Origin of the sequence: Acinetobacter sp. ANC 3882, from assembly GCF_022549545.1 — a bacterium.
Classification (GTDB): domain Bacteria; phylum Pseudomonadota; class Gammaproteobacteria; order Pseudomonadales; family Moraxellaceae; genus Acinetobacter.
In genome coordinates, this window is the sequence record NZ_JAKZGB010000009.1 from 129,575 (window position 1) to 152,630 (window position 23,056).

24 protein-coding genes are annotated in these 23,056 nt (G+C 40.1%); 13 read left to right on the forward strand and 11 right to left on the reverse strand.

The features are described 5' to 3' along the window. The first annotated feature begins 247 nt into the window (after window positions 1-247). The 4 genes from MMO42_RS15365 to MMO42_RS15380 all read left to right on the forward strand — a co-directional run bounded on the left by MMO42_RS15365 (window position 248) and on the right by MMO42_RS15380 (window position 5,189). Window positions 248-1,345, forward strand: coding sequence for a polysaccharide biosynthesis/export family protein (locus MMO42_RS15365; RefSeq protein ID WP_241321183.1), 1,098 nt, complete (start codon window positions 248-250; stop codon window positions 1,343-1,345). A gap of 82 nt (window positions 1,346-1,427) precedes the next feature. Then, window positions 1,428-3,548: a GNVR domain-containing protein gene (locus tag MMO42_RS15370; RefSeq protein ID WP_241321184.1), complete on the forward strand. Its 2,121-nt coding sequence runs from the start codon at window positions 1,428-1,430 to the stop codon at window positions 3,546-3,548. Window positions 3,549-3,752: 204 nt separating this feature from the next. Further along, the gene (locus MMO42_RS15375) at window positions 3,753-4,460 is read left to right on the forward strand and encodes an FKBP-type peptidyl-prolyl cis-trans isomerase (RefSeq protein WP_241321185.1); all 708 of its coding nucleotides are present in this window, start codon (window positions 3,753-3,755) and stop codon (window positions 4,458-4,460) included. Window positions 4,461-4,505: 45 nt separating this feature from the next. Further along, the gene (locus MMO42_RS15380) at window positions 4,506-5,189 is read left to right on the forward strand and encodes an FKBP-type peptidyl-prolyl cis-trans isomerase (RefSeq protein ID WP_241321186.1); all 684 of its coding nucleotides are present in this window, start codon (window positions 4,506-4,508) and stop codon (window positions 5,187-5,189) included. On the opposite strand, the gene MMO42_RS15385 is transcribed toward MMO42_RS15380, so the two are convergent. The 3 genes from MMO42_RS15385 to ampD all read right to left on the reverse strand — a co-directional run bounded on the left by MMO42_RS15385 (window position 5,186) and on the right by ampD (window position 8,395). Next, entirely contained in the window at window positions 5,186-6,121 is a 936-nt protein-coding gene (locus tag MMO42_RS15385; RefSeq protein ID WP_241321187.1) for an acyltransferase family protein, read from the reverse strand. The two genes, MMO42_RS15380 and MMO42_RS15385, sit on opposite strands and share 4 nt — an antisense overlap. A gap of 28 nt (window positions 6,122-6,149) precedes the next feature. After that, entirely contained in the window at window positions 6,150-7,700 is a 1,551-nt protein-coding gene (murJ, locus tag MMO42_RS15390; RefSeq protein ID WP_241321188.1) for a murein biosynthesis integral membrane protein MurJ, read from the reverse strand. Between the two features lie 62 nt (window positions 7,701-7,762). Next, window positions 7,763-8,395 (reverse strand): 1,6-anhydro-N-acetylmuramyl-L-alanine amidase AmpD, encoded by a 633-nt coding sequence (gene ampD, locus MMO42_RS15395; protein ID WP_241321189.1) that lies wholly within the window; start codon window positions 8,393-8,395, stop codon window positions 7,763-7,765. 106 nt (window positions 8,396-8,501) lie between these two features. On the opposite strand from ampD, the gene nadC reads away from it, so the two are divergent. Next, window positions 8,502-9,347 carry a carboxylating nicotinate-nucleotide diphosphorylase gene (nadC, locus tag MMO42_RS15400; RefSeq protein ID WP_241321190.1) on the forward strand — a complete coding sequence of 282 codons (846 nt, stop codon included), beginning with the start codon at window positions 8,502-8,504 and terminating at the stop codon, window positions 9,345-9,347. On the opposite strand, the gene MMO42_RS15405 is transcribed toward nadC, so the two are convergent. Then, window positions 9,344-9,538: a hypothetical protein gene (locus MMO42_RS15405; RefSeq protein ID WP_241321191.1), complete on the reverse strand. Its 195-nt coding sequence runs from the start codon at window positions 9,536-9,538 to the stop codon at window positions 9,344-9,346. The genes nadC and MMO42_RS15405 overlap by 4 nt on opposite strands. A 195-nt stretch (window positions 9,539-9,733) precedes the next feature. Between MMO42_RS15405 and MMO42_RS15410 the strand changes: the two genes are divergently transcribed. Then, the gene (locus MMO42_RS15410; protein ID WP_241321192.1) at window positions 9,734-9,973 is read left to right on the forward strand and encodes a hypothetical protein; all 240 of its coding nucleotides are present in this window, start codon (window positions 9,734-9,736) and stop codon (window positions 9,971-9,973) included. 68 nt (window positions 9,974-10,041) lie between these two features. On the opposite strand, the gene MMO42_RS15415 is transcribed toward MMO42_RS15410, so the two are convergent. The 5 genes from MMO42_RS15415 to MMO42_RS15435 all read right to left on the reverse strand — a co-directional run bounded on the left by MMO42_RS15415 (window position 10,042) and on the right by MMO42_RS15435 (window position 15,562). Continuing rightward, entirely contained in the window at window positions 10,042-12,222 is a 2,181-nt protein-coding gene (locus MMO42_RS15415) for a phospholipase C, phosphocholine-specific (protein WP_241321193.1), read from the reverse strand. 24 nt (window positions 12,223-12,246) lie between these two features. Beyond that, window positions 12,247-12,390: a hypothetical protein gene (locus tag MMO42_RS15420; protein ID WP_241321194.1), complete on the reverse strand. Its 144-nt coding sequence runs from the start codon at window positions 12,388-12,390 to the stop codon at window positions 12,247-12,249. Between the two features lie 145 nt (window positions 12,391-12,535). Further along, on the reverse strand, window positions 12,536-13,252 hold the full coding sequence (gene rph / locus MMO42_RS15425) for a ribonuclease PH (protein WP_005277792.1): 717 nt from the start codon (window positions 13,250-13,252) through the stop codon (window positions 12,536-12,538). A gap of 108 nt (window positions 13,253-13,360) precedes the next feature. After that, window positions 13,361-14,503 carry an acyl-CoA desaturase gene (locus MMO42_RS15430; RefSeq protein ID WP_241321215.1) on the reverse strand — a complete coding sequence of 381 codons (1,143 nt, stop codon included), beginning with the start codon at window positions 14,501-14,503 and terminating at the stop codon, window positions 13,361-13,363. 33 nt (window positions 14,504-14,536) lie between these two features. Continuing rightward, the gene (locus tag MMO42_RS15435) at window positions 14,537-15,562 is read right to left on the reverse strand and encodes a ferredoxin reductase (protein WP_241321195.1); all 1,026 of its coding nucleotides are present in this window, start codon (window positions 15,560-15,562) and stop codon (window positions 14,537-14,539) included. Window positions 15,563-15,875: 313 nt separating this feature from the next. Here MMO42_RS15435 and MMO42_RS15440 point away from each other — a divergent pair, with 313 nt between their 5' ends. Both MMO42_RS15440 and MMO42_RS15445 read left to right on the forward strand, forming a co-directional pair. Continuing rightward, complete coding sequence (locus MMO42_RS15440; RefSeq protein ID WP_004801762.1) at window positions 15,876-16,526, forward strand: TetR family transcriptional regulator; 651 nt, start codon at window positions 15,876-15,878, stop codon at window positions 16,524-16,526. 107 nt (window positions 16,527-16,633) lie between these two features. Then, window positions 16,634-17,257 carry a TetR/AcrR family transcriptional regulator gene (locus MMO42_RS15445; protein ID WP_016164939.1) on the forward strand — a complete coding sequence of 208 codons (624 nt, stop codon included), beginning with the start codon at window positions 16,634-16,636 and terminating at the stop codon, window positions 17,255-17,257. A gap of 63 nt (window positions 17,258-17,320) precedes the next feature. Here MMO42_RS15445 and MMO42_RS15450 read toward each other — a convergent pair whose 3' ends face one another. Further along, entirely contained in the window at window positions 17,321-17,725 is a 405-nt protein-coding gene (locus MMO42_RS15450; RefSeq protein ID WP_241321196.1) for a hypothetical protein, read from the reverse strand. A gap of 85 nt (window positions 17,726-17,810) precedes the next feature. Continuing rightward, complete coding sequence (locus MMO42_RS15455; protein ID WP_241321197.1) at window positions 17,811-18,431, reverse strand: thiol:disulfide interchange protein DsbA/DsbL; 621 nt, start codon at window positions 18,429-18,431, stop codon at window positions 17,811-17,813. 178 nt (window positions 18,432-18,609) lie between these two features. On the opposite strand from MMO42_RS15455, the gene ubiG reads away from it, so the two are divergent. The 5 genes from ubiG (at window position 18,610) to argA (ending at window position 22,830) form a co-directional block, all read left to right on the forward strand. Next, window positions 18,610-19,323 (forward strand): bifunctional 2-polyprenyl-6-hydroxyphenol methylase/3-demethylubiquinol 3-O-methyltransferase UbiG, encoded by a 714-nt coding sequence (ubiG, locus tag MMO42_RS15460; protein ID WP_241321198.1) that lies wholly within the window; start codon window positions 18,610-18,612, stop codon window positions 19,321-19,323. Further along, window positions 19,323-20,021 carry an HAD-IA family hydrolase gene (locus MMO42_RS15465; protein ID WP_005290753.1) on the forward strand — a complete coding sequence of 233 codons (699 nt, stop codon included), beginning with the start codon at window positions 19,323-19,325 and terminating at the stop codon, window positions 20,019-20,021. Before ubiG ends, MMO42_RS15465 begins: the two co-directional genes overlap by 1 nt. 30 nt (window positions 20,022-20,051) lie before the next feature. After that, the gene (locus MMO42_RS15470) at window positions 20,052-20,798 is read left to right on the forward strand and encodes a YciK family oxidoreductase (protein ID WP_241321199.1); all 747 of its coding nucleotides are present in this window, start codon (window positions 20,052-20,054) and stop codon (window positions 20,796-20,798) included. A 180-nt stretch (window positions 20,799-20,978) separates the two neighbouring features. Continuing rightward, entirely contained in the window at window positions 20,979-21,362 is a 384-nt protein-coding gene (locus MMO42_RS15475) for an RcnB family protein (RefSeq protein ID WP_005209775.1), read from the forward strand. Window positions 21,363-21,474: 112 nt separating this feature from the next. After that, window positions 21,475-22,830 carry an amino-acid N-acetyltransferase gene (argA, locus tag MMO42_RS15480; RefSeq protein ID WP_005290748.1) on the forward strand — a complete coding sequence of 452 codons (1,356 nt, stop codon included), beginning with the start codon at window positions 21,475-21,477 and terminating at the stop codon, window positions 22,828-22,830. Window positions 22,831-23,056: the final 226 nt, after the last annotated feature.

Genomic DNA, 23,056 nt, shown 5'->3' on the forward strand with positions numbered 1-23,056 from the left:
ACGATCTCATTATGCTATAACAATTAAAAAAAAAAATCTCGTTTGATTAAAGGCTCCTTTTGCAACTGACCTTATTCACAAATAAGTTTTTGCATTCTAGCAAAAAGATCATTATGTTTTTTTAAAATTTTGAGATAAAATTAGGCCTATTAGTGTATTTTTTGCTTATGGTTCATCATTACCTATGTGTAATGTACTACATAGCAATAGATATCAATGAAAAAATAAGATTATCTAAGGGTTTCATGTGAAGTATTACCAACTTTTTTCAATTCTTACAATCAGCTTAAGTACTGTTAGTTGTGCAATTACTTCAGGGCTTCAAACCCATGATCTTCCTACAGAAGGATCTTACAAAACTGATCAAGGAGCAGATATAACCGTTGTGCAATTGACTCAAGCGAACACACCTTCTTTTACCGCCCCAATGTCTTCTTCCAATCAAAATAGTGTGTCCGCTTTATTCCACCAACCTCACAATCAATATCGCTTAAATACTGGTGACATCTTATCTATTCAACTCTGGGCCTATCCTGAAATCACTCCTCCCCTTCAAGATGGGAATAATGTCAGAACTAATGGTTATACCATTGATAGCAATGGAAATATTTTTCTTCCATTAATAGGGCAGGTTCGTGCCTCAGGAAAAACGCTAGCAGAAACAAATTCTTATATCAAAAACCAATTTGCAAAATATTTAAAAAATCCAGATGTTATTGTTCGAGTATTGTCTTATGAAGGAAATCGGTATTTCGTTAATGGTCAAGTGATAAAGAGTGGGCAATACACCCTGAATGACCAGCCCATTAGCTTATATACGGCACTTAGTATGGCAGGTGGTATTAACCCAGAGACAGGCGATAATACAGCAGTCCAACTCATTCGTAATGGCACTACTTATAACTTAAATATAGTCGCATTAGAAAAAAATGGTTTATCATTACATAAATTGTTAATACAACCTAATGATACCGTTTTTGTAAATACCAAACAGAACCAAAAAATATACGTTATGGGTGAATCTAGTAAGAATCAAGCTCTTCCATTACGTGACCAAGGCATGACTCTCAGTGATGTTCTTGGTGAAAGTGAAGGGATTAATCCGTATACAGCAAGCGCAGCACGTATTTATGTAATGCGTACTAATTTAGATAATAGACATTCAACAATTTATCAACTGAATTTAAGTAGTTTAGGAAACCTAGCACTAGCAAATCAATTCTCGATGCAAAAAAATGATATCGTTTACATTGATGCGACTGGTTTAACACGTTGGCAACGTATGGTCAATCAAATTATCCCTTTTTCTAATGCGCTTTATAGTTTTGATCAGTTAGGTAAATAAACATGTATATGTCAATCTAGTATTTTTAGATATCTATTGGCCTGTTAGCTGTTTCTCCAAAATTTAAAATAGTTGTTTCCCTATGAATCAAAATACTCAACTGAATGACGATGCGATTGATCTCAGAGAATTATTTTTTACCCTCGTCGCACAGTGGAAGCTTATCGTTTTTTGTACAATATTTACTTTGGTTTGTGCTGGAATTTATCTTAAAGTTGCACAAAAAACCTATTCCGTTGATGCAAAAATTCAAATAGTTGACAGCAAACAAAATAGCTTAGCAAGCTTAAGCCCTCAATTAGCTTCTTTAGGTAGCCTAGCAGGTATCAACTTAGGTGGTGGACAACAATCAATTCAAACCGAAATTGAAATTCTTCAATCTCGATCTATCTTAACTAAAACAATTCAAGATTTAAATCTTGATATCCAAGTTAAACCAGAACTTTCAATATTCCAAAAATTTCTTCATACAGACCAATTTAATACTAATTATCGTACAGATGAAGTCCAAGTTAAAAACTCAAAAGCTGAGTTCTCTATCCAAAAATTTAATGTTCCAAAAGAATATCTTGATCAAGATTTAATTTTAAGCTTTACTGAGAAAAATTATAATCTTATTTCAGTAAAAACTGGTTTAGAAGTATTTAAAGGCATACTTAATCAAAGTGTGAATCCTAATAATCTAAAATCTGGATGGGACATTTTTATCTCAAGTCAACAATCACTTGAAGGACAATATATTGTCCAAAAGCAATCCCCTCTTACTTCTGTTAAGAACTTGATACTTAAATTAAAAGTTGCTGAACTAACTAAACAAACTGGTATCATTACGATCAGTTTTGATGGCACTGATCGTGCACATATTATCAAAGTTCTAAATCATATTTTACAAACATATCTATCTCAGAATCTAGAAACAAAGTCCGCTGAAAAAGAGAAAACCTTAAACTTCTTGGATCAACAGTTACCACAACTTAAAGATACACTCGAACAAGCCGAACAAAAGTTTAATACTTTCCGAGAAACTCATGGCACCATCGATATTCAACAAGAAGCCGCACTTTATTTAAAGCAAAGTGTTGAACTTGAAACACAAAAGCTTCAGTTGGAACAAAAGCAAGCTGAATTAGCCGCACAATACACAGCTCAGCATCCAATGATACAAGAAATTAATGCTCAAATTGGCGTATTTAATAAAAAAATTAATGAGTTAAATGGTGCATTAAAGAAACTACCGAATACACAAAGTCAGTATTTGCAATACTATCGTGACGTGCAAGTACAAACGCAGCTGTATACTAATTTATTAGGGACTTATCAATCATTAAGCTTAGCCAAAGCTGGTGAAACAGGAAATCTACGTGTTTTAGATTATCCAGTGGAACCGACCAAACCAATCAAACCTCGTAAGTTGATTATCTTAATCCTCTCTATTTTAGTTGGTGGTTTCATTGGTGTATTAATTGCCCTAGTTCGTAACATGCTACAAACAGGTGTGCGCCATCGCGATGAAATTGAACAAGCTGTCGGCATTAAAACCTACGTCGAATTGCCTAAAGTAAAAAAGAAAGCTATTTCCAATTTACAAGCACTCAAGACATTTATCCCGACGTTGCGTTTTAAATTACAGCAAAAACAGCACAATTTTGCATTGGTAACAAGCGTTACGCCTGATCAGAATCAAGGTTTGATTGCTCAACACTTAGCACTTTATCTCAGCCAATCTGGACAAAAAGTCTTGGTGATTGATAGTGACCTTTATCGTGGCCAGCTCGATCAACTTTTCAATAGCACCACAAAATCTGGTTTATCAGAATACTTACGTGGCCAAGCCAATTTAGATCAGATTATTGTAAATACGACTTATCCAAATTTAAGTCTGATTGGTCGTGGGCAAAGCAGCGATGAGATCTCGATCTCCTCACATCAAGTTCTTTTTGCTCAACTGATTCAGCAAGTTCGCACTCAATATGATTACATTATTATCAATTCAGCACCGATACTTGCAACCTCTGATAGTATCATCCTCGCTCAATTTACTGGTTTCAATCTCTGTTTAGTTCAGTATGGTCAAACACAACTTAAAGATATTGAACTCGCAAAATCTTATTTTGAAAATGCAGGACTTGAAGTCGATGGGCTTATTCTAGATCAGCTGCCGAGCTATCAAATTACCCAGTATCAATATCAAACCAGCAAATAATCATTCTTGATATTGTATTTAAAACCAGAGAACTCTAAATTCTCTGGTTTTTTATTTCAGCCAGAATGCACATTGATTTCAAAAATAACTCAATCCTCATACAAAAAATCCATGCATTTTTGCTGTTAATTATTCAATGCTTCAATGCATACATGCTAAGATCAATGCCATATTTTTTATTCAAATCTCGCTTTGGGACATCTCATGAGTAAAGCTTTACCTTTCGTTATCGCAGCTGTTTTAGGCGGTGCAGCGCTCGTTCCTATTTACTACGCTACCAAGAACCCAAACACAGAGCTTGGTGCCAAGGCTGACAAAAATGCAGCACCTGTTGCAAAAATCAGTTATGCATTAGGCTATGAAGTGGCAAAACAAACACCACCCGAATTAGAAACCAGTGCATTTATTACAGGCTTCCGTGACGCACATGCGCAGAAACCCGCTGCCTATACAGAAGAAGAGTTACAAGCGGCATATGTTGAGTTCCAAAAAGAGCAACAACAGAAACAAATCGCTGAAACCAAAAAAACTGAAGCAACCAACAACAGTTTCTTAACAGAAAATGCGAAAAAAGAAGGCGTGAAAACCACAGCTTCAGGCTTGCAATACAAGATCACCAAAGAGGGTACAGGTAAGCAACCTGTCGCGACATCTGTTGTGAAAGTGCATTACAAAGGCCAACTTGCTGATGGTAAAGTCTTCGACAGCTCTTATGATCGTGGTGAGCCAATTGAGTTCCCATTGAATCAAGTGATTCCAGGTTGGACTGAAGGCTTACAGCTGATGAAGGAAGGTGGTAAAGCAACTTTCTATATTCCAGCAAACTTAGGTTACGGTGAACAAGGTGTACCTGGTTCGATCCCACCGAATAGCACATTAATTTTTGATGTAGAATTAATCGCTGTAAAATAATGATCTAAGGAGAGCTTGTGCTCTCCTTTATTTTTGGAAGAAATAATGAAAAGATTAGGTCTCATTTTAATTGCTTCAACCATCGGAACGGTTCAAGCAGCACCTATTACACAAAAAAGCCCACAAAAAGATCAACTCGGATATAGCTACGGTTATTTGATGGGCAGAGGCAATGCTGAAACTTTAAAAGATTTAAATATTGAAACCTTTGTGCAGGGTTTACAAGAAGCTGTTCAAGGTAAAGCGGCATCCTTGACCGACGAAGAAATGGCCAATGTTCTGAATCAATATAAAAAGCGCTTAGAAGCCAAGCAACTGGTTGAGTTTCAAGAACAAGCGCAAAAAAATGATCAAACAGGAAAAGCCTTTTTAGCTGAGAACAGCAAGAAAGCGGATATCGTCAGTACAAAATCAGGCTTACAGTATCAAGTTTTAGAACAAGGTAAAGGTAAGTCTCCAAAAGCAAGCTCTACCGTTAAAGTGAATTATGAAGGCCGTCTACTTGATGGCACCGTATTTGATAGTTCAATTGCACGTAACCACCCGCTTGAATTTAAACTGAGTCAAGTCATTGCAGGTTGGACTGAAGGTGTTCAAACCATGAAAGAAGGTGGTAAATCACGTTTCTTTATTCCAGCAAATCTTGCCTATGGCGATGTTGGTTCAGGCGATGCGATTGGCCCGAATAGTACGTTGATTTTTGATATTGAATTACTTGAAGTTCATTAAAGTAAATATTTGACTCTTTTATTTAAAAGTGTCAATAAATATCCCAATATGATGGATGCAAACAATACATACAGGGTAAAAACAATGGTATTGTTTGCATCGAATTTCTTCGCAAGTTCGAACATAACCATTGGGTGAATGAGATAAATCGAAGTTGAAAGAGTTGCAATATTTTTGCCATGGCTTTCGACATTCTGTTTAAGAGTGAAGATTAAAATTGCTGGAGCAATAAGCAATAACATCACAAGTAGATCAAGCGACTCTTTATGACTTATAAAATAATAATGAATAAATGATTCAAATATCAGCAATAAGAACAAGAACAATATCAGATATATATTAATGTTTACTTTACGTTCAATTTTATACTTATTAATCCAAAAACCAATCATCATGAATGGAAAACACATCATAAAAAAATTTCGATAACTTTTAAAGTCGTTTAGATAGTTGTCTATTTCTCTAGAGAATAAATGTAAATTTCCAACTGTCTGCATTGTATAACCAATAAGAAAGCATATGAGAACCAAACTCAACTGAAATATAAATGAATGATTTTTAAACCAATACACCAATAGTCCTGCAAAGAAGGTTCCAATTAAATACCAAAGTACAAAATAACCAAAAAGTAAGTTTGTAACATTGTCAGCAAAAGACGAAAAAGATAGCCAAAACGATGAGTACAGCAACATCCAAACTAGATAAAGGGTAAGGAGCCTTTTACTCCACTTAATTAATTTTTTTAAATTACTGATATAGAAAAAGTAATAGCCTGAAACTACAAGAAATATAGGGACTGCTATTCGGCATATACCATTTACAATCACAAAATATAAAAGACTGTTGATATCTAGAAACAAATGGCAATGTAGTATCACAACAAAAAAAGATAGACAAAGCTTTAAAATGTCTAATGCTACATTCCTGGCCATTTTCTTAATTCAACTCTTTCAAGTTTTTCTAAGCTTTCAAATGTCTTGGTCGGAAGCCCATAACCAACAATCCAATCACATAAGCAGCCACCCCGATCACACACAAACCAGCCACCTCAGCAATACGTAACCATTGCGAAATATCGCCTTGGTACCAAGTTAATCCGTACCAAAGCGCAGCAATCATAGCGATATTGGCAACCGTATATTGCACTGCAAGTTTCTTCCAATGCGCACCAAAACGGTAGATATTACGTTTATGCAAATAGAAATACAGCATACCCGCATTCACCAAAGCCGAGCCTGAAGATGCCAGTGCGAGCGCCATATGTTCTGCATGCCAATCAATTAACTTAAACAAGCCAATAAAGACGACGTTTAGAATCGCATTGGCTGCCACTGCCATTAAACCGACACGGACAGGCGTTTTGGTATCTTGTTGTGCATAGAAGCCTGGTGCAAACACTTTAATCAACATAAATGAAATCACACCTGCACTCATACATCGCAGTGCCAATGCCGTCATTCGTGTATCTTCCACGGTAAATTCACCACGTTGGAACAGCGCTTGAATAATCGGTGTCGACAACATAAATAACGCAATACTCGCAGGAATCCCCACCAGCATGATAATCTTCGCGGCCCAATCAATCATGCCTCTAAATTTGGCTTGATCTTGCTCTGCATGGCGTGCGGAAAGCGAAGGTAAAATTACCGTACCAATCGCCACACCAATCAATCCTAATGGTAACTCAGTCATACGCTCGGCACTATATAACCAAGACACCGAGCCATCTTGCATGAATGATGCCCAGATTGTATTGAGCAGTAAGTTAATCTGAGTCACTGACACCCCAAACAAAGCAGGCAGCATCAACTTTAAAATACGATCCACACCTTCATGTTTGAAATCCACTTTAGGTGGAATCAATAAGTTCTTCTTCCATAATTCTGGAATCTGAATCGCCAACTGTAAAACACCCGCAGCAACTACTGCCCAACCCAAGGCCATAATTGGCTCAGCCATATACGGCGTCAGCCACCATGCCCCTGCAATCATTGCCACATTCAGCAATACTGGAGAAAAAGCAGGTGATGCAAATGAACCGTAACTGTTCAGGATACTGCTGGCAAAAGCCGTCAAGGACATAAACATTAGGTATGGAATGGTGAGGCGGAACATATCGACAGCGAGGTCAAACTTCGCAGGGTCATTATGAAAACCAGGCGCATACAGATATATAATTGCGGGAGCCGCCACCATTGCCACAAAGGTCAACAAGGACATAGCCGTCAGCAAACAACCAAACACTCGACTAATGAGAATCTGAACTTCGGCATGTGCACGGCTGGTTTTATATTCGGTTAAGACAGGAATAAAAGCTTGAGAAAATGCCCCTTCAGCAAACAATCGTCTGAAAAAGTTGGGAATACGAAAGGCAACAACAAAGGTATCGAAGTCCTTACCTGCACCAAACACATTGAGCAGTACCACATCACGTACCAAACCCAATACCCGGGATAACATCGTCATTGCACTGACAATTACAGTCGATCGCCACAATGCCATCGCATTCACCTACGGCTTATATTTTAAAAAGCGTTATTGTAATGAAAGTCCAAATAGATTGCGTTGTGAAATTATAAATCTGACCATGTTTTTTGGGCGAATTCCCGTTGAGACAATAAGGTCCGAAACAATTGCCAATCAAAATATTCACCTGGATCGGTTTTACGTTTTGGCGCGATATCAGAATGACCTGCAATATGATTTTGAATTTTTGGATATGCTTGGCGTAAAGTGTTCACAACTTCAACCAATGCTTGATATTGCTCAGGTTCGAAAGGTAGATCATCACTTCCCTCCAGTTCGATGCCAATCGAATAATCGTTGCATTCTTTCAAGGCCAAATAGCTAGAACGGCCTGCATGCCACGAACGATCCTTAAAATTCACAAACTGAATCACTTCACCGGTACGCAAAATCAATAGATGCGCTGAAACCTTCATCCCCTCAATGGTTTGGAAATAAGGATGTAATGACCAATCCAGCTGATTCTGAAAGAATTGTTGAATATAGCCCCCACCAAACTGTGAAGGTGGCAAACTAATATTATGAATAACAATCAGTTGAATATCAGTATCGGCAGGTCGCGCATTAAAGTTGGGCGATGAAATTTGTGTTGCGCCTTCCAAGATTCCATCTTGAACTTGAGTAAATCTAGATTGTTGCATGGTGACCCGAATCAGCAATTTAATATTTATCTTGCCCATTCTGACATGCTTTATCATGAATAATCGAGATGAAATACTTATTTTTTATGAGTAGAGTGCTAATATAACGCACAAGTTTTTTAGTCAAAAATACACTGGAAATGGTATGAGTATCCCTCAATCTTTGCTTGAACAATCTATTCAAATCAATATTCAACAAGCATTACAAGAAGATATTGGGGACGGCGATATTACCGCCATGCTCACACTTGAAGATGAACAAGCCACTGCAACCATTATTACACGCGAAGATATGGTGTTGGCGGGCCAGCCTTGGGTCAATGCCTTAATTCAAGCCTATGACAGTTCTGTTCAAATCACATGGCTCAAACAAGAAGGTGAGCATGTTGCAGCAAATGAAGCATTTTTAAAACTTGCTGGCTCTGCACGTAGTTTACTCACCGTAGAGCGTCCTGCTTTAAACTTTGTGCAAACACTCTCAGCAGTCGCAACTAAAACGGCTAGCTATGTGCAACAGCTTGATGGTTTACATACTAAACTACTCGATACCCGTAAAACCTTGCCCGGCCTACGTATTGCACAGAAATACGCGGTTGCTATCGGCGGCGGTCAAAATCATCGCTTAGGTCTATTTGATGCATTTTTGATTAAAGAAAATCACATCATGGCAGCAGGTGGAATTGCTCAAGCAATTGCCAAGGCACATACCATTGCACCCGGCAAACCTGTAGAGGTTGAAGTAGAGACCTGGGATGAACTGAATCAAGCACTTGAAGCGGGTGCTGATATTGTGATGCTGGACAATTTTAGCCAACAACAAATGATCGATGCGGTCAAACATGTGGCTGGTCGTTGTAAATTAGAAGCCTCAGGTAACATTACCATTGAGAATTTACGTGAAGTGGCTACCACTGGCGTGGATTACATCTCAATGGGTGTGTTGACCAAAGATGTGAGAGCGGTTGATTTATCTATGCGTTTTAACGGCTAAGTCTGATCGGACTCATTGTCCAGACCTCGAGATTTTTGTGCAGCGGGAATCTCTGTTTTGGTTGCCATCTGAGCCGTTTCAATTTGTTTACTCCACGCTGATTTGGCTTCGGTTGAATCAGTGGGTCGTGGATCTGCCGCCATCAAGACAAAAGTTACTGCGGTCAGTAAAACTAGAAAAACTTGTAACATCGTTATCCCCTAAAAACGCTTAATTTCAATTTGTGTTCAATCTATCAAAGCAACATGAGCCAAATCTGAGGGCTTTGTTACAACATGCAAATGCTCAGTGAGCTATTTGTTGACGATGATGTGTTTGTGTCTACTTTCATTTCAATCTATGTAAGCTTAAAATGCTAAGCAGCTCAATTTATTAAAATAATAAGTATGGATACCGTATTCGAAGCCGTGTTTCATGTGCTGTTTAAGCTGTTCCGTTTTCTAATCATTGACCTGATTTTTGAGATTATTATTGAAGGTGTGGTTCGTAGCATTGGCTATGCGGTTGTACGTGGCTATCGCCTTGGGCAGCGGGTAGATTTTGACAGTACTGAAGTATTTATTGTCGGTTTTATCACGCTGCTCATGTTGATTTTTCTCTGTATCTACTGGTTTTTACTACGATAATTTTCAGTCCATAAAAAGCAGTTTAAGCGTTCACTTAAACTGCTAATTTAACTTCTGTATGAAAAGCGTTAGCTGCCCGAAAAGCCCATATAAGGATCAGAAATGGAGTCCTCATTGGTCTCAATACGACCTGCAAAACGGCGGCTATAACTTGGATCATTTTCAATAGTGACGGTAAAATCATACCAACCACCAAACTGACTCATATCCCAACTGAGTTCTGTTTCAGTCGCTGCTGTTTCAATTTGCCAGCTCTTATTCGGTAAATAGGCATTGGCCTTCACCACCAGTTTAGCTGTTTGTGCAGCGTCATTACGAACTTTTAGGAAAATTTTTGGATCACACTCTTCCATACAGACACGAACTTCTGGCAGTGCTTGAATTTGTGCTGTCTGAGCCAGATTTCCCTTAAAACCGCGATGGAAACCATTTGGCCCCAGTACCCATAAATCATATTGATTGTCTTTGCTTTGCCAAACATCATCCAGTTGCTTACCTGCTTCCACCATATAACGGCGCGGCACAGCATCTAAATTCAATTTGTCATAGACATGAAAAACCGCAGCATGACTACCCGTATTTGAGAACATCAATTTGACCGTTTTCGCGGTGGCATCGACTTTGGCACTGGTATGCAGGATATAAGGCAGTGCACGCGATGGACGAATCCCCATTTCCTGAACTGGATCAGTCTGACTGAGCGGACGGCTGACCTGTGCCAATCCTTCCTGTGCTTTACGAATGGCATCCGCCTCTGTTTTCGTTTTCTTGCCAGATAAATCCTGCAAAGGTAAAACATTCGGTGTTTTAAAATTAAAGGCGGTGGTTAAATCACCACACACCGCTCGACGATACGGACTGATATTTGGCTCTTGTACACCAAAACATTGTTCCAAGAAGCGAATTACCGAAGAATGATCGAATACTTGTGAATTAACCCAACCACCGCGACTCCACGGTGAAATAATATACATCGGCACACGGATCCCTGGCCCATAGACCCCAACTCCATTACTCACTTTAGGATCGGTAAAGTTCGGCTGTCCATTCGAAGCTTTAGCATGTGTTGCATATTCATAAGACATCTGTTCTTTACTGAGCGTCGATTTACCATATACCATGCCAGATGCATCCATTGTAGGTGCACTTGGTGAAGGCACATGATCAAAGAAACCATCATTTTCATCAAAATTGATTAAGAAAACGGTTTGGCTCCACAGCTCTGGACGCTCAGTCAGCGCATTGAGAACTTCTTGGATATACCATGCCCCTTGCACTGGGCTTGATGGCCCTGGATGTTCACTATAGGTTGCAGGTGCAACCAGCCAGCTCACTTGTGGCAATTGTCCTTTGGCAATGTCTTCTTTAAATGTTCCCAAAAAGCCACCATCTGGCATGGTATTGGCAATGCCTTTATAGAGTGGCTGGGTTGCATCAATAGCGGGGTCATATGCTGGGCAAATGGTACTGTTATTGACGGGTTTTCCTGATAACTCATTGGCACGGCGATACTTTTTAAAACCCGCTAATGGATTATCGGTAAAGTTATCTGGCATGTTTTGATAAACTTTCCAGCTTATGCCTGCTTGTTGTAAGCGTTCAGGATAGGTGATCCAGTCATAGCCTGTGGTCGATGGGCCAATCGCATCCAGATCGTTAACTACACTGGCAACGTTCGCCCCTGTTGGACCATTGGTCCCTGTCCAGATAAACATACGGTTTGAGTTGGTACCCGTGTGCATGGCGCAGTGATAAGCATCGCACAGGGTAAAAGCATTGGCTAAGGCAAACTGGAATTCCACTTCCTGTTGCTTGTAATAGCCCATCGATTGCGGTTGCTTGTATTGCACCCAACTGCCCATCCGTCCATGATCCCAAGCATATTGACCATCTGTCCATGAATGTGGCGTACCACTGACACGCTGCGCATTGCCGCGGCTGCTGTCTAAATGATAGGGATAGACCTTATTCTTATTGGCATCATACTGCTCCCATACTTTACGCCCTTGGCTTAAAGGAATAGTAAAACGGTCACCAAAACCACGCACTCCCTTCAAAGTCCCGAAATAATTATCAAAAGAACGATTCTCTTGAGTCAGAATCACCACATGTTTAACGTCTTTGATGGTGCCTGTTTCTACCTTGGCATCAATTGCAAGAGCTTTTTGAATACTCATAGGGAAACTGGTCAGTGCAGCTGTACCAAACAAGGTTTTGGTTGAATTTAATAAAAAATCGCGACGATTCATTGGTTTATTTCCTTATTATTATGTTTATGGCGCGCAGTGGATTTTGCAGGTAGATGTTGGCGGCTTTGGATTTGGCGTAGGATTATTATTGTTATCGCCATCACTGTCGTTACAGGCACTGAGTAACAAGCAACTGCTGCTAAGCAACGCTAAAAGGAAATTTCGCATTTTACTATCCGTTAAATATCAGTGCAGATAGTCAATACAATATAAATGACAATTGAATGATGATTTGATCGCAATTCAATGACAAAAAATGGATAAAAAAAAGGCGGTCTAAAAAAACCAGACCGCCCGCACTATCAACTGGAACTTACCAACCGAGTGCCTGCTGTTGCTTCTGAATCAATTCCGCGATTCCTTTTTCTGCAAGCTCTAACATGGCATTGCACTGCTGACGGGTAAACGGTTTATCTTCTGCCGTTCCTTGAATTTCAATAAATTCGCCAGCCTGTGTCATCACCACGTTTAAATCGGTTTGGCAATTTGAATCTTCTTCGTAGCATAAATCGAGTAGCACTTCGTCCTGATACATCCCGACTGAAATTGCTGCGACTAAGCTTTTTAATGGATCCTGTTTAATTTTCTTGTTGCTGAGCAACACATTCATCGCATCAACCAAAGCCACCGCTGCACCTGTAATCGCTGCTGTACGGGTACCGCCATCTGCCTGAATCACATCACAGTCAATCGTGATGGTGTTTTCGCCTAATTTCTTCAAATCCACCATGGCACGTAAGCTACGACCAATTAAACGCTGAATTTCTTGCGTACGTCCCGTTTGCTTTCCACGTGCTGCTTCACGATCACTACGAGTATGGGTTGAACGCGGTAACATGCCATATTCAGCAGTTACCCAGCCTTGTCCCTGACCTTTCAAGAACCGTGGTACTGAGTTCTCAATACTTGCGGTACACAACACTTTAGTATGACCAAACTCAACCAAAACTGAGCCTTCTGCGTAACGGGTATAGTTACGGGTAATTTTGACCTCACGTAATTGGTCTAATGTTCTTTGGTCAATACGCATAACGATTCCTTAAAACTATGGCACAAATATCATTGCGCCATAGTATATCTCAATTACACGTGCTTCCAGTTTTACTTATTCGTTACAATTCACAGAATTAGTCATCGCTTAAGCAAACTTAAACTTCGATTTGAAATTCGTCCAAGTTTGAGTCACTTGTGCTGCCATATCATTTGGCAAAGAACATCTTGCTAAACGAACCCAAACCGTCCAGAACTGCCTCATAAAGTTGGCTTCGTTATAATTCACACCATATTCGGCACATAAGGCTCTGATTTGTGGTGCAACTTGTTCATAACGATTGGCAGGCATGTCTGGGAATAAATGATGCTCAATCTGATGGCTCAAATTACCGCTCATGAAGTGCATCCACTTCCCACCTGTAAAGTTACTCGAACCACGAATCTGACGCAGATACCACTGTGCTTTGGTCTCGTTCTCAGTATTGTCTGCTTCAAAGGTTTCCGCATCTTCAGTAAAGTGACCATTAAAAATCACCGCTGACGACCATAAATTACGCATGATGTTTGCAACTGCATTTCCCGCTAAAACAGGAATAAAGTTAATCGTTGCAATTGCAGGGAAAAATACATAGTCCTTTAACACCTGGCGCGTCGCTTTTTTACGGAAATCAGACGCATCCGCCCAAACCTGTTTCCAAGTTTTGGTTTTATAAACCAATGCATCTTCCAAATGCAGGTTTTGTACCCCGACATACCATTGGAAAAAGAACATCAACTGTAAAGCCAACGGGATATTGGCCAAATGGCGTACTTCCCATTTTTGGTCTTCTGTCACCCGTAAAATGCCATAACCGACATCATGGTCTTTACCAACAATATTGGTATAGGTGTGATGCATATAATTGTGTGTAAAGCGCCAATCATTGCCTGAACAGGTGTTATCCCAATCGTAGTCTTCGCCACGTAAGCTTGGGTCATTTAACCAGTCAAACTGACCATGCATGACATTATGTCCAAGCTCCATATTCTCGACGATTTTAGACACACCCAGCATCGCGGTTCCCAACAACCATACGGGTGGAATCCAACCACCGAACATCAACATGCCACGTGATGCGATTTCGGTATAACGTACAAAATTACGCACTTTATAAATATATTTTGAATCCTGCTCACCGAGGTTTTGCATCACGTCTAGGCGTATTTGCTCGACACGACGACCAAACTCTTCGACTTGTTCTGGGGTTAAATGTGCTGACTTTGATACGGTTTTAAATTCTAATGCCATATTCATTGTGTTGATCCTCAAATATCTTTGTTTTTATAGGTCAATCGTGACTGGGCTTAAGGCCTGGCTCACACATAACTTGATTGGACGATTCGGTTGATCATCAATTTCGCCAGTGATAACGTTCTGAGTCACACCACTGACCTTGGTACAGCTACAGCGGTTACACACGCCCATACGACAACCATGTTGTGGACGTAGACCTGCTTGTTCTGCACTGCTGAGTAGATTGGTCGTTGCAATAAAATTCTGTTGCGCACGACGGAAACTAATCGGTTGAGCTGTATTTGAATGCTCAATCTGGATCGGTTGGAAAAACTCTTGATGAAAATTTCCAGCTGCATCCTGTTGCGTATATATCTTTTGCGCTTGGCGCATCATGCTGTGGTGACCACAGGCATAAGCCTGCACATCTTTATAATTGGGTACTAATTTCTCTAACAATGCGGCATCTAAATGCTGTTTTTGCTCTGCCGTATTAAAGAAATGATAATTTAACTGTGGATATTGTTCAGCCAAGGCCAAGATGTCCTGATGCAACACCTCTGCACGGTTAAAATAAACCACATGAATTTGTTCAAGCTGCTGTTCTACTGCTTGTTTCAATAAAGAATAAATGGCAGTAATACCTGAACCTGAGGCAATCAGTAATGCAGGTTGCTGACCTTGATGTAATACAAAGTCACCTTGTGCCTGTGAAATCTCGAAGCTGTCCCCAACGCGCAAGTGTTGTGCTGCTTTAGACACCACACCCTGAACTTTAATCCCAAAGCGGATTTCACCCTGTGGCGTGACATCGATAATTGAATAACTACGTTGTTGATATACCCCATTGATCATCAAGGTAATCAAAACGCTCTGACCTGCTTTGACTTGGCTAAAATCAAAATTATGATTTGGCTTTACAGTCAATAACACCATATCCGAGCTGAGTGGCTGTACGGCGGTCACTTCTGCAAGAATACGTTTCCAAGCAAAGGTTGGTTTTATTTTTTGCAAAATAAAATCAACAAAATCTTCTCGAATCCAATGTGGCTGATAACTTAACTCTGCGTTCATACGTTCCTCGTTTTGTATCTGGCTATTTATTTTGAGTGAACAAATGTTCGTATAGTGAACATGTGTACACTATATTTATTTGTGTTCACTGAGTCAACACTTGTTCACTAATTTTTTGAATAATTTTTATACTTTTTTATAAGCCTTTAAAAATGAGGACAAAATTAAGAAATTGTCTTATACATTCAGCTCACACTATCCATGTGAGAATGGATGAAAGATCTAAAACACTTGCATTTAGCAATGGACAAAGACTAAAAATCTTCTGTTTTTTTTGCTAGACTCTATCGTATAGTTTTAATGGAACGTATTCATGTCGATTAGAGATGAACGAAAACAACAGAGTCGGCAGGCTCTACTGGATGCGGCACTTCATCTCAGCACCGCTGGGCGCTCATTTAGTAGTATTAGTTTGCGTGAAGTTGCTCGCGAAGTTGGTTTAGTACCAACGGCGTTTTATCGTCATTTCCAAGATATGGATACACTGGGTCAAGAACTGGTTGATCAAGTCTCTTTGCATTTAAAAAGCTTGATTCATCAATTAGGACAAAGCTATTTGAAACACAGTGGCAGTGCCAAAACCCGTACCAGTATTGAACTGTTTGTACAGGCAGTGAATCATAGCCCGCAACAATGGCAGTTTATGATTGCAGAACGCTGGGGGGGCTCAGAAACAGTACGCATCGCGATTGCACGTGAAATTGAGTTTCTGATTGAAGATCTCGCCATTGATCTGTGCAAACTCGAAACCTTCAAACACATTAAAGAAGCCAAAGACTTGCAAGTCTTATCTACGATTTTAATTAATATGTCGTTTACATGGGCAATGACGTGGATCAATTTACCCAAACAATTTACGATTGATCATTTACTCGAACAACAAAACCTGTTCATTGACAATGCAGCGACTCAAGTCCGTTTATTATTCAGTGGCATCTCCAATTGGGAACCACAAAACGCTTGATCATATCCAAACCAAAGTTTGATATATAAAAGCATTGCTTAGCGTTATGATGCATTAGACACTAATGCAAATGCAGTGTAGAACACTATGAGGAGCTTATAAGCATCATGAATCCTGATCGTCATACTCAGTTCTTAATTCGTAAAGAAAAAATTTTGCAGGTTGCGGAAAAGCTATTATTAGAAAACAACCAAGAAATGACCTTAGATGAACTGGTTGCTGAACTGGATATTGCCAAAGGTACGTTATACAAACATTTCCGTAGCAAGAATGAACTGTTGCTGGAACTGATTATTCAAAATGAAAAAGAAATTTTAAAAATTTCAGACAAATACAACACCGATGTCAAAGAATATGCACCGCGTTATATGCTTTATCATTTAACTTCACCAAGTCGTACCATTCTGCTGCATCAGTTAGAAGAACACCTCACCATGACTGAGTCGAAGTTAAAGCATTTGTTTGATGAGCTGTATGCGATTCGCCAGCAACGCATTGTTTCATTGAAAGATATGACTGAAAAATATTTAAAATCACAGAATTACGATATGTCGATTCGTGACTACCTGTCTTATATCTGGTCTCTGACCTACGGTGCGGCATTACTGTTGAACTCAAGCTATTACCAGCGCTCGATTGGTTCGCGTGAGAAGTTGATTAATCTCTATGTCAATCAAGCCTTGTCTCTACCGACACAGAAAGTTCAGATTGATATGAATGATTTTTTATAAAAATCAATTTCATATAAAATTTTTTAAATAGTTAGCTAAAGATACTCTGTGAGATACTAAACTTCATTGAGTAATCTCAAGCTGCTCTAAAAACATATCTGAATTGAAACCAAATCTTATTTTTATCTGTTTACATTCTATAAAGCTTTTATTTATCTCTTTAAAATTCATTTTCTGCTTTTTTAGGAGATTCGTTATCTGTTGTTTAGAAAAATTAGATATATCCTCATTCCATAATATTAATTCATGGGTAGGCTTGATAATTACACTACTTACTTTTGAAATATCAGTAAGATTATCAGAGCCTTCATTATGAAAGCCTATCAATAAACCTTGATAAAAGAGAAAGTTTTCTAAATTTCCACCCATCCAATCTTCATAATACAATTCTGTACCAAATAACTTTTTTATATTTGCGACACTACTTCCCAAAATGATAGGACCTACTCCGTGGAATGGATTAATCACGAACCTCATTATTTTATTTACACTCGACCTTTCAAGAGAATGCCCACTAAAAGAGTATGGCATTCTCAATTTGAAAATGCGTAAATTATTTCGCTTTACGCTCTTTTTCTAGCAAATAATCAACCACTTGGGTTACTTTTCCATCTTCACCCTGCACCACATATTTACCATTCACCACAACTGCTGGCACACCAGTCAACTGATACTGCTGCGCCAATTTATTTGACTCAGCAATTTTTGCCGTGATTGGGAATGAATTAAACATGCTGTTAAATTTCTGTTCAGGTACGCCATAACGCGCAAAGAATTTTGCTTGAGAGGCTTGATCAAAGATTTGCTGACCACCGTCATGAATGGCATGGAAGAGTGGGATATGCGTTTTCTTGCGCACACCGAGTGCTTCAGAAACATAATATCCACGCGCACCTTGTTCCCATACTTTATTCATTGCTGCAGGCGTACGCAGGAAATAAACGTCTTTTGGAATTTGTTTTAACCACGTTTGCATATGTGGCTCAAGCTTGAAACAGTGAGGGCAACCGTACCAGAAGAACTCACGCACTTCGAGTTGTCCCGCAGGTGCTGATGTCTTACCTGGATTGGCAATCACGGTATAGTCTTTACCCGCCACAAAATCTGCTGCCATTGCATTCATTGAGAATGCCAACGCAGCTACACTCAAACCACTTAATACTAACTTTTTCATTGGCTTTGCTTTTCCTCTAAGCATTTTTCGTAAGTTTATATGCTAAATATAAAACAAACACGAGCAATTCGTTTTGCTTCTGTGAAGTTTTTTATTGGATTTATCGCTTTTTTTGCCAGAATCGCTACACTACCAACAGATTAAACCGAAATAATCATCCTAATATAGAGGTGACACCATGTCGCAATTGAATGTTGACCCACAAGAAATCGCAAAATTTGAAGCATTGGCTGCCAAATGGTGGGATCAACATTCAGAATTCCGCCCGCTGCATCAAATCAATCCCTTACGTTTAAACTGGGTCGATGAGCGCGTGGGTGGCTTGGCTGGCAAAAAAGTACTTGATGTCGGCTGTGGAGGTGGCATCTTGGCTGAAAGCATGGCACGCCGTGGAGCTGATGTACTCGGCATCGATATGGGCGAAGCACCCCTTGCAGTGGGTCGTTTGCATGCAGAGCAAGACAATGTACAAAACATTGAATATCGTCAAATCCCCGTTGAACAGTTGGCACTCGAACAAGCAGGTCAATATGATGTGGTGACCTGTATGGAAATGATGGAACACGTCCCAGATCCAGCTTCAATCGTGAAAGCCTGCCAAAGCTTAGTTAAACCAGGCGGTCATGTGTTTTTCTCAACCATTAACCGTAATCCTAAATCGTATCTATTTGCGATTATTGGGGCTGAATACATCCTGCGCTTGCTGCCAAAAGGCACCCATGATTATCATAAATTCATTCGTCCTTCTGAAATGGCACACGATATTCGCAATGCAGGTTTAACGCTGAAAGAAATGATTGGCCTCCATTACAATCCAATCACCAAACACTATTGGTTAGCACCCAATGTTGAAGTGAATTACATGGTGCATACCACCAATACAGGTGCCTAATGAAAGCGGTTTTATTTGATCTAGATGGCACATTGATTGACACTGCTGCAGACTTCATTCGTATCATCCAACAAATGTGTCGCGATGAACAACGTCCTGTCGTCGATGCCGATACCATCCGTACTCAAGTCTCGGAAGGTGCGCGCGCCATGGTGAAGCTAGTTTATCCTGAATTAGAAGTGACAGACCCTGTCTTTTTGGCACATCGGCAACGCTTTTTAGATGTATATGGTGACAATATTGTGGTCGATACCGACCTGTTTGTCGGCATGTATCCATTACTTGAAGAGCTGGAAGCACATCAAATTCCATGGGGAATTGTCACCAACAAACCTCGTGGTCTAAGTGAATCTCTATTGGCAAAGCTGGATCTGACTGAACGCTGTGCAGTCTTGGTTTGCCCAGAAGATGTCAGCAAAACCAAACCTGATCCAGAACCGATGTATTTGGCGGCAAAGCAACTCGATATCGATGCCAAAGAGATTATCTATGTCGGTGATCATCCACGAGATATTGACGCAGGCCGTCATGCAGATATGTATACCATCTTGGCTGCTTACGGTTATTTGCCAGTAGAATCACGTGATGATCTTGCTGCTTGGCAAGCCGATGCCATTATTCAAACCATTCCTGAACTGCATCAACTGATCAAACAGAAAATCACTGTATTGTCAGAAAATCAGGGTATGATGAATTAAATTTGTAAGATAAGAATAGGAGGCATAACAATGAAATACTCAGAATATCAACCTCGCCCAGATTTATTGAAAGATCGTATCATTCTGATCACAGGCGCTGGCGATGGAATTGGGCGCGCTGCTGCCATGAGTTATGCCCTTCACGGTGCAACAGTGGTGTTGCATGGTCGTACCCTAAACAAACTTGAAGTCATTTATGATGAAATTGAAGGTCTAGGCGCACCACAACCTGCAATTTTACCGTTACAGCTGTCTACAGCATCAAGCCATGACTATGAGCTGTTAGTGAGTACATTGGAGCAACAATTTGGTCGTCTTGATGGCATTTTGCATAATGCAGGCATGTTGGGTGATCGTGTAGAACTGGCTCACTATCCTGTTGATGTCTGGGATGATGTTTTAGCCGTGAATCTACGCGCTCCATTTGCACTGACTCAAGCCCTGTTACCATTGCTGGAGAAATCTGAGCATGCATCCGTGGTCTTTACCAGTTCAAGCGTGGGTCGTGAAGCGCGTGCGCTTTGGGGTGCTTATTCGGTGTCTAAAGTTGCAACTGAAGCGATGAGCAAAATTTTTGCGGCAGAAAATACTTATCCAAACATCCGCTTCAACTGCATCAACCCAGGTGGTACCCGGACTGCGATGCGTGCCAAAGCCTATCCACAAGAAGATCCAAAAGTCTTGCCGACGCCAGACAGTATTATGCCTGCTTACCTTTATCTGATGGGTGATGACAGTTTAGATATGAATGGACAAAGTATTGACGCACAAGCTTAATTTAGTCATTACAATAATTCTAAATAACATTGGACACTGACCTTAAAACTGTTTTTTTGAGAGAAATGTGTGGTGTATCTTCATTTTTTTAATGGAATAATGAATCGATCTTCACAGTTTCTCTGCATTTTTAAGGTACAGTTTTCACATGAGAGACATCCGAAGTCAATAAGGTGCATCATGAAAAATTTTTTCATTATCTTGGTTTTAGGTTCGACAGTCCTGTTTAGTAGTATGGGAAGTTTTGCGGGCCCGCATGATCGTGACGATGATTCGCGCGGTGGCGGCTGGCAAGGTGGTCGTAACTTTGATCGCCCAGATGGTGAGAATCGTCAACGTGAACGTCGTATGCGTGAAGAGCGTGGTGTAGAACGTTTGAAGCAGCACCGTTGGCAGGAAGGCTATGTGATGCCACAACACTATCGTGGCAACGGCTATAAAGTAGATTATAAAGACAGTAACCTACCTCGCCCTGGTCGTAACGAACAGTGGTACAAAATCAACAATGACTATATTTTAGTCAACTCTGATGACAACAGTATTATCCGAATCATGGGCTTCTAAGTCCTTTTTGATCATTCAACAGCATGAAAGTTGAATGGTTGGTTTAGGAATAGATTTATATTTTGATTTTTTTCGTTAGAATCAGAGCAAGTGCTGCATATCTGAGATCACCATGGCGAAGCAAATGACTGAAAATTCACATAGTACAACAAAAGATTATGTGCATTGGTTTCGCCACTCCGCACCCTATATCAATGCACACCGTGATAAAACCTTTGTTTTGATGTTCTCTGGCGAAGCCGTTCAACATGAAAATTTCCAACATATTATCCACGATATTGCCCTATTACATTCTTTAGGGATTCGGTTAATTTTGGTCTACGGCGCACGTCCGCAAATTAATCAAAATCTGCTCGAACGCAATATCGAAACGCCCTTCCATCAAAGTCGTCGCATTACAACACGCGAGTCTTTACGCGGTGTCATGAATGCGGTGGGTTCTATTCGTCTAGAAATTGAAGCCCTACTCTCCATGGGTTTGGCCAATTCACCGATGTATGGTGCTCGCATTGATGTGGTGTCGGGTAATTTTGTCACAGCAAAACCTTATGGCATTCGTGATGGCATCGACTTCCAGCTGACAGGCGAAGTACGTTCTATTGACACAGACGCCATTCAACGTCATTTAGACAATCACAATATTGTTTTGCTTGGACCAACAGGTTATTCAACCACAGGTGAAGTCTTTAATTTGCTGGCTGAAGACGTGGCCACCAAAACAGCGACAGCCCTAAAAGCAGATAAACTGATCTTCTTGGGTGAAAAACAAGGTTTGATGAACAAGCAACAGCAGTTATTGCGCGAGTTAAACCCTCACCAGCTGGAACCGTATATTCAACAGAACCAACAACAATATCCAGAATTTGCCTTACATCTCAAACAAGCTCAACAAGCATCACTATCGGGTGTGCATCGCGTGCATCTGATTTCTTATGCCTATGACGGCGCACTGATTGAAGAGCTATTCACTCGCGATGGTATTGGTACTTTGATCACCGATGCCCACTATGAAGAAGTTCGTATCGCCAATATTCACGATGTCGGTGGCTTAATTAATCTTCTGCGTCCGCTGGAACAAGAAGGCATTCTGGTTTATCGCTCTCGCGAACGTCTTGAAAGTGAGATTGAGCACTTTGCAGTGATTGAGCGCGACGGTATGATTTTGGCTTGTGCAGCCTTGTACCCAATTCCCGCAGGATCAGATGAAATTCGTTCTGCTGAAATTGCCTGTGTCGCAGTGGATTCAAGCTATCGCAAATCAAATCGTGGCAGCCAAATTTTGCAATTCTTGGAAAGCAAGGCCAAACAGCAAGGGATTCAACGACTGTTTGTGCTCACCACTCGAACTGCACATTGGTTCTTAGAGCAAGGCTTTACTCCCGCCAGCGTAGATGATTTACCTAATGCACGCCAAGCCCTGTATAACTATCAGCGTAATTCGCTGGTCTTTAAAAAAGCGTTACGCTAATCACAGCTCACATTGCAGGAGATATTTTTATTTTTGATAAAGATATCTCCTCATCATCATGATCTCTGCTTAAGTCAGTGTGAAGAAGAAATTAACCAAGCGATAAAATAAAAATTAATCCAATTAAAAACAATATCTTATTCAAATTAAAGCGTTCTGTACTTATTCAACCTATAGATAAGATTATGCAATTTTCTATTTTGCACTTTTCATCATAAGCAAAGCC